At 75.2% G+C, this 8010-nt stretch carries 7 protein-coding genes and 1 pseudogene; 4 read left to right on the top strand and 4 right to left on the bottom strand.

Annotated elements, in window-relative coordinates:
* The 3 genes and pseudogenes from I4I78_RS34000 to I4I78_RS26870 form a co-directional block, all read right to left on the bottom strand.
* A pseudogene (locus tag I4I78_RS34000) lies at nt 1-117 on the bottom strand (branched-chain amino acid ABC transporter permease); the annotation flags it as partial.
* Between the two features lie 8 nt (nt 118-125).
* The gene (locus I4I78_RS26875) at nt 126-884 is read right to left on the bottom strand and encodes an ABC transporter ATP-binding protein (protein WP_218614293.1); all 759 of its coding nucleotides are present in this window, start codon (nt 882-884) and stop codon (nt 126-128) included.
* Complete coding sequence (locus tag I4I78_RS26870; protein WP_218614292.1) at nt 881-1699, bottom strand: ABC transporter ATP-binding protein; 819 nt, start codon at nt 1697-1699, stop codon at nt 881-883. Before I4I78_RS26870 ends, I4I78_RS26875 begins: the two co-directional genes overlap by 4 nt.
* A gap of 225 nt (nt 1700-1924) precedes the next feature.
* Here I4I78_RS26870 and I4I78_RS26865 point away from each other — a divergent pair, with 225 nt between their 5' ends.
* Nucleotides 1925-3148 carry a helix-turn-helix domain-containing protein gene (locus I4I78_RS26865; protein WP_308252379.1) on the top strand — a complete coding sequence of 408 codons (1224 nt, stop codon included), beginning with the start codon at nt 1925-1927 and terminating at the stop codon, nt 3146-3148.
* 20 nt (nt 3149-3168) lie between these two features.
* On the opposite strand, the gene I4I78_RS26860 is transcribed toward I4I78_RS26865, so the two are convergent.
* On the bottom strand, nt 3169-4212 hold the full coding sequence (locus I4I78_RS26860) for a Gfo/Idh/MocA family protein (protein WP_218614290.1): 1044 nt from the start codon (nt 4210-4212) through the stop codon (nt 3169-3171).
* A gap of 86 nt (nt 4213-4298) precedes the next feature.
* Here I4I78_RS26860 and I4I78_RS26855 point away from each other — a divergent pair, with 86 nt between their 5' ends.
* The 3 genes from I4I78_RS26855 to I4I78_RS26845 form a co-directional block, all read left to right on the top strand.
* A complete protein-coding gene (locus tag I4I78_RS26855; protein WP_218614289.1) occupies nt 4299-5306 on the top strand; it encodes an MBL fold metallo-hydrolase in 1008 nt (335 codons plus the stop codon).
* Nucleotides 5307-5368: 62 nt separating this feature from the next.
* Complete coding sequence (locus I4I78_RS26850; RefSeq protein ID WP_218614288.1) at nt 5369-6304, top strand: acyl-CoA desaturase; 936 nt, start codon at nt 5369-5371, stop codon at nt 6302-6304.
* Nucleotides 6305-6365: 61 nt separating this feature from the next.
* Nucleotides 6366-8010, top strand: a 1645-nt coding sequence (locus I4I78_RS26845; RefSeq protein WP_218614287.1) for a phosphoenolpyruvate--protein phosphotransferase, incomplete at its 3' end; no start/stop codon positions are given.

The following is an 8010-nucleotide window of genomic DNA, read 5'->3' as shown; positions in this document are numbered from 1 at the left end:
CTGGGCGAAGTTCACGATCCGGGTCGAGCGCCAGATCAGCACCAGCGCCAGCGCGAACGCCGCGTAGATCGCGCCCTGGCTCAGCCCGGTCAGTGTCACGTTCAGGAACTGCTGCATCGTCTCCCCTAGAAACCCAGGTAGGCGTGGCGGAGCCCGTCGTCGGCGGCCAGCGTGGACGCGTCGTCGCGGGCCACGACCCGTCCGAGGTTGAGCACCACGCCGACGTCGGCGATGGACAGCGCGCTGCGCGCGTTCTGCTCCACCAGCAGGACGCTGATCCCCGCGGTGTCGACCAGCTCGCGGAGCAGGCCGAAGATCTGCGCGACGACCCGCGGGGCGAGGCCGAGCGAGGGCTCGTCGAGCAGCAGCACGTCCGGTTCGCACAGCAGCGCCCGACCGATCACGAGCATCTGCCGCTCGCCGCCGGAGAGCGTGTCGCAGCTGCGGCGGCGGCGCTCGGCCAGCGGCGGGAACATCGCGTAGACGTCGTCGAGCGAGCGGCCGCCCGGCCGGCGGGCGGCCCCCAGCTGCCGGCCCAGGTGCAGGTTCTCCTCCACCGTCAGCTCGGTGATCACGCCCCGGCCTTCCGGGACGTGCGCGACGCCGGCCCGCGCGATCTGCTCGGCGGGCGAGCCGGTGTGGTCGACACCGTCGATACGCACCTCGCCCGCCGTGGCCCGGACCAGCCCGGAGATCGTGCGCAGCAGGGTCGACTTGCCCGCGCCGTTCGCGCCGAGCACGGCGGTGACCTGTCCCCGCCCGGCCGCCACGTCGACCCGGTCCAGGGCCTCGACCGGGCCGTAGGAGGCGCTCAGCCCGCGGACCTCGAGGGCGGGGCCCTCGACGGCGGGGTCTCCGGCCGCGGGTGCGGCGTCGGCGGTCACCGGGCGGCCTCGCCCAGGTAGGCGTCGATCACGGCCGGGTCGTCGCGCACCTGGTCCGGAGTGCCGGAGGCGACGACCCGGCCGAAGTCCAGCACGGTGATCCGGTCGCACACACCCATCACCAGGTCCATGTGGTGCTCCACGAGCACCACCGCCATCCGGGAGCTCAGCGACCGGATCCGGTCGCCGAGCTCGGCCATGTCGTCGGCTCCCAGACCGCTCGCCGGTTCGTCGAGCAGCAGCATCTGCGGGTCACCGGCCAGCGCGCGGGCCAGTGAGACCCGCTTCTGCACCGGGTACGGGAGGCTGCCCGGGAGCCGGTCGGCGTAGGTCTCGGCGCCCAGCTCGGTCAGCGCGGCGCTCGCCCGCTCGCGCAGCGCCCGCTCGTCGCGGTCCGAGCGGCGCAGCGCCAGCAGCGCCGAGCCGAACCCGGCCCGGCGGTGCCGGTCCGCGCCGACCATCACGTTCTCCAGGACGGTGAGCCCGCGGAAGAGCCCGACCCCCTGCAGGGTGCGGGCGACCCCCATCCGCGCGAGGTGGTGGGGGCGCAGATCGCGGACCGGTTCACCGCGCCAGGACAGCGAACCGGTGCTCGGGCGGACGAACCCGCAGCACACGTTGAACAGCGTGGTCTTGCCCGCCCCGTTCGGCCCGATCACGCCGTGCACCTCGCCGGGCGCGACGGCGAGCGAGACGCCGTCCAGCGCGACCAGCCCGCCGAAACGGACCCCGACCTCGTCGACCCGGAACAGCGGCCGGTCCGCGGCGGCCGTCCCGCCCGGTACGGGCCGGGGCTCCGGCTCGGTCGCAGCCATGCCTTCTCCTTCGCGGGACGGGTGTGTCGACGGTCGTGGTCCGGCAGTCGTCGGTCTGGCGGGGGCGGCGAGGCGCGGAGGTGATCGGGGTCACCCGGTGTGGTTACAGGTTGGGCGTTGTGACCAGTGACCACCATGGGCGCATCGCCCAACATCGGAGGCCGATAGCTGGGCTGTGCGCCCGAACCGATGGACGCCGGGCCGCGCCCGGTGCACAGTGACGACGTGCTGTCCGACGAGGCGGGATCACGGTCCCGGCCCCTCGCCGCGCCGGTCGAGGCAGCATTGCGCGCACTGGGTGGCGTGCTGCTCGGCGAGGTCGAGAGTCTCGCCGACCGCCTCACGCTGCAGATACTGCGATGCGAACCATCCTATGTAGAGCTCGATCTGCTCGACGAGCTGCGCGACGCCTGCCGCGCCAACCTGCAGCGCGGCGTCGAGGTGCTCGCCGACCGGGTGCCCGAGGGCGTCGACCCCGGCGACTCCACCCGGGCGACCGGGCGGCGGCGGGCACGCCAGGGAGTTCCGCTGGAAGCTGTGCTGCGCGCCTACCGGCTGGGCGGGCGCCTGCTCTGGGAGTCGCTGCTGCAGACCTCGCGCCTGCGCTTCGACGGGGCCTACGACCTCGCCCTGCTCGACGCCGCGAGCTACGTGTGGCACACGAACGACGGCAGCTCCGAGGCGCTGGTCGACGCCTACCGGCAGGAGGAGCAGCGGGTGCGCAGCCGCGACCTGAGCCGCCGGCACGCGGTCCTGGACGCCCTGCTGGCCGGGCGCGGACGGGATCCGGTCTTCGCCCGGGACGCCGCGGGCGTGCTCGGCCTGCCGGACACCGGGCCGCTGCTCGTCGTCGTCGGCTGCCTGGACGGCGCCGGTGCGGACCCCCTGCAGGAGCCGGAGCGGACGCTGGCCGGGCACTCGGTCGTGTCCTCCTGGGTGCTGCGCGACCGGGAGCTGGTGGGCCTGGTCGCCCTCGGCGTGCGCCCGCACGGGGTGATCGTCGAGATGCTCCGGCCGTGCGTGACCGGCCGGGTCGGGATGTCGCCACCGGTCGACGGCCCGGCCAGGGTCGACGCCGGGTACCGGATGGCCCAGACCGCCGTGCGCACGGTCACCGGCCGGGGCCTGGCGGTACTGGACGAGAGGTTGCCCGAGGCACTGCTCGCGGACAGCCCGGAGCTCGGCGAGCGGCTCACCCGGACCTCGCTGGGCGGCCTGCTCGACCTGCCCGAGGCGGACCGGAGCACGCTGCTCGACACGCTCGACGCCCTGCTGAGCTGCGGCGGCTCACCGACGCAGGCGGCGCGGGCGCTGTTCTGCCACCGCAACACCGTGATCTACCGGATGCGTCGCATCGAGTCCGTCACCGGGCGTTCGGTCGCCGACCCGCGCGACCGGCTGCTGCTCACGCTGGGCGTGATGGCCGTGCACGCCCGCCGCAGCAGCTGAGCGCCCCGAGCTTCACGGGTTCACCGGGGCACGTCCACCCAGGCCTCGGACTCCGAGGAGCGGATCACCGCGTCGGTGAGCACGGCGGCGCGCAGCCCGTCGGCGAACGTGGGCAGCCCGTCCGGGGCGTCGCCGCGGATCGCGGCGTAGGTGTCGGTCACGAACGCGTCGAAGCACCCCTGGTAGCCCTGCGGGTGCCCGGGCGGCAGCAGCGAGTAGCGCGCCGCGGCGGCGGAGAACGCGGGCGACCCGCGGTGCACGGCGAGGTCGCCGTCGGTGCCGCCGACCAGCAGTGTCTCCGGGTCCTCCTGGTCGAACCGGTACGCGGCCCGCTCGCCGTCGAGGGAGATCCGCAGGCTGTTGCGCCGGCCCAGCGACGTCTGGCTGATCACCGTCGACCCGGTGGCGCCGGCGTCGGTCTCGAACGTGACCGTGCTGGCGGTGCCCCCGCCCGCGGTCGCGGCCAGCAGCCGGGTGATCCGGTGCCCGCTGGTGAACTCGACCAGGTCGCACCAGTGCACACCGATGTCGGCGAACGCCCGGTACGCGCCACCCTCGCCGGCCTGTCCGCGCCAGCCTGCCGGTCCGCCCGCGGCCTGCCAGTCCTGCAGGTAGGCGCCGTGCAGCAGGTGCAGCGCGCCCGCCCCGCCGTCCGCGACGCGGGCCCGGATCTCCCGGACCGCGGCGTAGAAGCGGTAGGCGAACGGCACCGTCGCGACCTGCGACCCGGCCTCGTCGGCGAGCGTCCGCGCGTCGTCGAGGGTGGTCGCCAGGGGCTTCTCGCAGATCACCGGCTTGCCCGCGGCCAGCGCGCGGCGGGCCAGCGGGACGTGCAGCGAGTTCGGGGTGCACACGTGCACGACGTCGACGTCGTCGGCGTCGATCAGCTCCTCGCCGGTCGCGGCGCCGGCCCGGGCGCCCAGCCGGGCCGCGGCGTCGGCCGAGCGGCCCGGTGTGGACGCGGCGACGCGGGTCACCTCGCCGCCGGCCGCGCGGACGGCGTGCGCGTGCACCGTCCCGATGAACCCGGCGCCGACGATCCCGGCGCGCAGCGTGCTCGTCATGGCTGTTTCCTCCGGCTGGTCGATGCGCCAGAGTACGTCTCAACGCCTGTGTGGACGGTGCCGGACACGAGGACGAGGGAGTTCGGATGGAGTACCGCGAGGGCCTGCACGACCTGGGTCGGGGCTGCCACGCGTGGCTGCAGCCCGACGGCGGCTGGGGGTGGTCGAACTCGGGGCTGGTCACGGGATCGGGTGCGTCGCTGATGGTGGACACGCTGTTCGACCTGACGCTGGCCCGCCGGATGCTGGACGCGATCTCCCCGGTCACCGACACGTACCCGGTGGCCACGGTCGTGAACACGCACTCCGACGGCGACCACTACTTCGGCAACGAGCTCGTCGCCGGGGAGGGCGTGGAGATCATCGCCTCGCAGGCCGCCGCCGACCTGATGAACCAGGAGGCGGTCGAGGCACTGGCCGGGATCAAGCGGCTGGACACGCCCACCGGCGAGTTCGCGCGCGAGATCTTCGGGCCGTTCGAGTTCGAGGGCATCACCTCGACCGGGCCGACGCGCACGTTCACCGGCGAGACGAGCCTGGACGTCGGCGGCCGCGAGGTGGCGCTGATCCAGGTCGGGCCGGCGCACACACCCGGCGACACGCTCGTGCACGTCCCGGACGCCGGGGTCCTCTACTCCGGCGACATCCTGTTCGTCGGCGGCACCCCGATCGCCTGGGCCGGGCCGATCTCGCGCTGGGTCGGCGCCTGCGACCGGATCCTCGACATGGACGTCACCACGATCGTCCCCGGGCACGGGCCGGTCACCGACAAGTCCGGTGTGCACCGCGTCCGCGGGTACCTGACCTGGGTCGAGGGCGAGGCGCGCAAGCGCTTCGAGGACGGCCTCGGAGTGGACGACGCGATCGCCTCGATCGACCTCGGTGACTACGGCTCGCTGCCCGAGTACGGGCGCCTGGCCCAGAACGTGATCAACGTCTACCAGGAGCTCGACCCCGGCATGGCCCGCCCGGACCGGCTCACCGTGCTCGGCCGGATCGCCGAGGTGGAGGGCTTCGAAGCCGCCGGGGACGGGAGCCGGCGTCGGGACACCGAGGGGTCGGTGCCCGCCCGGTGGCGGGCGTCACGCGGGTAGCCGCCTCGGCCATCGGTCCAGGAGGATCACCAGCGACAACCGACGTCTCCGGAAGGTTCCGCATGTCCGCTTCAGCGCCGGGCGGTGTCGCGCCCCGCGACCTGTCCGACCACCGACGCCACATCGCCCCGCACGTGTTCGTGTACGTGTTCGCCGCCGTGCCCGCGCTGGCCCTGGTCGCGGCCGTGCCGCTGGCGTGGGGATGGGGCCTGAGCCTGCTCGACGCGGGGATGGCGGTCGTGCTGTACGTGGTCTCCATGCTCGGTGTGACCGTCGGGTTCCACCGGCTGTTCACCCACCGCGCGTTCACGGCGAACCGCGGGCTGCGGATCGCGCTCGCGGTCGCCGGCAGCCTGGCCGTGCAGGGACCGGTCCGGCACTGGGTGGCCGATCACCGGCGCCATCACGCCTACGCCGACAAGGAGGGCGACCCGCACTCGCCGTGGCGCTACGGGACCTCGCCCCGGGCGCTGGTCCGCGGGTTCTGGCACGCGCACATGGGGTGGCTGTTCGACCGGGACATGACCGACCAGCGCCGCTTCACCCCGGACCTGCTCGAGGATCGGGACATGTCCGCGGTGCACCGCGCCTTCACGCTGCTCACCGTGCTCAGCCTGTTCGGCCCGGCCGTGGTCGGCGGGCTGGTCACGATGAGCTGGTGGGGCGCGTTCACGGCGTTCTTCTGGGCCGGGCTGGTGCGGGTCGCGCTGACCCACCACGTGGCCTGGTCGACGAACTCGATCTGCCACCTGGTCGGTGAGCGTCCCTGGACCGGGCGCGACCGCTCCACCAACGTCTGGCTGCTGGCGATCCCGAGCATGGGCGAGTCCTGGCACAACCTGCACCACGCCGACCCGACCTCGGCCCGGCACGGTGTCGGTCCCGGCCAGCTCGACATCTCCGCCGGGGCGATCCGGCTGTTCGAGAAGCTGGGCTGGGCCCGCGACGTCCGCTGGCCGACCCCCGCCCGCCTGGAGCGCCTCGCCGCCAAGCGGTGAGCCGGCCCGGGTCCTGCGTGCGCCGGGTCGTCGACAGCTGATCTTGTAGGGAGGGGCGGGGATGTCGCTCCGCGCGTTGAAGGGGATCCCGGCCGGACCGGGCCGGGCCGGGGGACGCGTGGTCCGCGTCGCCGAACCGCCGGGGGAGCCGCCCGCCGGGCCTGCCCCGGCCGACCCGGCCGCGGAGGCAGACCGGATCGCGCCGGCCGTCGGGCTCGTGTCCGCGCGGCTGCGGGCCAGGGCCGCGACCGTGCAGGGCGACGCCCGCGACGTCCTGGACACGACCGTAGAGATGGTCGGTGACCCCGCGCTGCTGCAGGACGCACGCGAGCTGGTCACCGGGGCGGGCCGCCCGGCGGCGCGCGCGGTGTGGGAGGCGGCGAACCGGTTCGCCGACGTGCTCGCGGGGATGGGCGGCTACATGGCCGAGCGGGCCCGCGACATCCACGACGTCCGGGACCGGATCGTGGCCGAGCTGCTCGGCCTGCCGGCCCCGGGCGTCTCCGACCTGGACGCGCCCGCCGTGCTGGTGGCGACCGACCTGGCCCCGGCCGACACCGCGGGCCTGCGACCGGGCGTCGCGCTGGCACTGGTCACCGAGCAGGGCGGCCCGACCAGCCACACCGCGATCCTGGCCCGCTCGCTGGGGATCCCGGCCGTCGTCGGCTGTGCGGGGGCGACGTCGCTCGCCGAGGGCTGCGCCGTGGTCGTCGACGGCGCCACCGGCGAGGTGACCGAGGTCGCGACACCGGAGGAGGCGACGGTGGCCGCAGCCGCGGCGGTGACCGCGCACTGGGACGGGGTCGGGCGCACCGCCGACGGGCACGCCGTGGGGCTGCTGGCCAACGTCGGCGACGGGCCGGGTGCGCGCCGGGGCGCCGACGACGGGGCCGAGGGGGTGGGCCTGTTCCGCACCGAGCTGGCGTTCCTCTCCGCCACCGAGGAGCCCACCGGGGCCCGCCAGCGCGAGATCTACACCGCGGTGCTCTCGGCGTTCGCGGGCAGGCCGGTCACCGCCCGCACCCTGGACGCGGGCGCGGACAAGCCGCTGCCGTTCCTGGCGCAGGCCGTCGAGCCGAACCCGGCTCTGGGCGTGCGCGGCCTGCGGGTCGCGCGGGCGCCCGGTGACGGCGCCGGCGTGCTGGACCGCCAGCTCGCCGCCCTCGCCGCGGCGGCGGAGGCGACCGGCGCCGAGCTGAGGGTGATGGCGCCGATGGTCGCGACCGCGGCCGAGGCGGCCTGGTTCGTGCAGCGGTGCCGTGCGCACGGCATCGCCCGGGCCGGCGTCATGATCGAGGTTCCGGCCGCGGTGCTGAGCGCGGACGAGATCCTGCGTGAGGTCGACTTCGTCTCGGTCGGCACGAACGACCTGGCGCAGTACCTGTTCGCGGCGGACCGCCAGTCCGGGCCGGTGGCCGCGCTGAACGACCCGTGGCAGCCGGCGCTGCTGCGCCTGATCGGCATGCTCGGCGAGGCATCGGCCCGCACCGGCACGCCGGTCGGGGTGTGCGGCGAGGCGGCCGCGGACCCGGCCCTGGCCCCGGTGCTGGTCGGCCTGGGGGCGACGAGCCTGTCCATGGGATCGCCCGCGCTGGAGGCGGTCGGCGCCGGGCTGGCCGCGGTGACGATGGAGCAGTGCCGGTCGCGTGCGCGGGCCGCGTGTGCCGCGCCGGACCCGGCCGAGGCGCGCCGCGCGGCCTCCGGGG

Origin of the sequence: Pseudonocardia sp. KRD291, from assembly GCF_019263595.1 — a bacterium.
Taxonomy (GTDB): Bacteria; Actinomycetota; Actinomycetes; order Mycobacteriales; family Pseudonocardiaceae; genus Pseudonocardia.
Note: the sequence above shows the minus strand (reverse complement) of the source record. Positions and strands in the feature narration are given on the sequence as shown.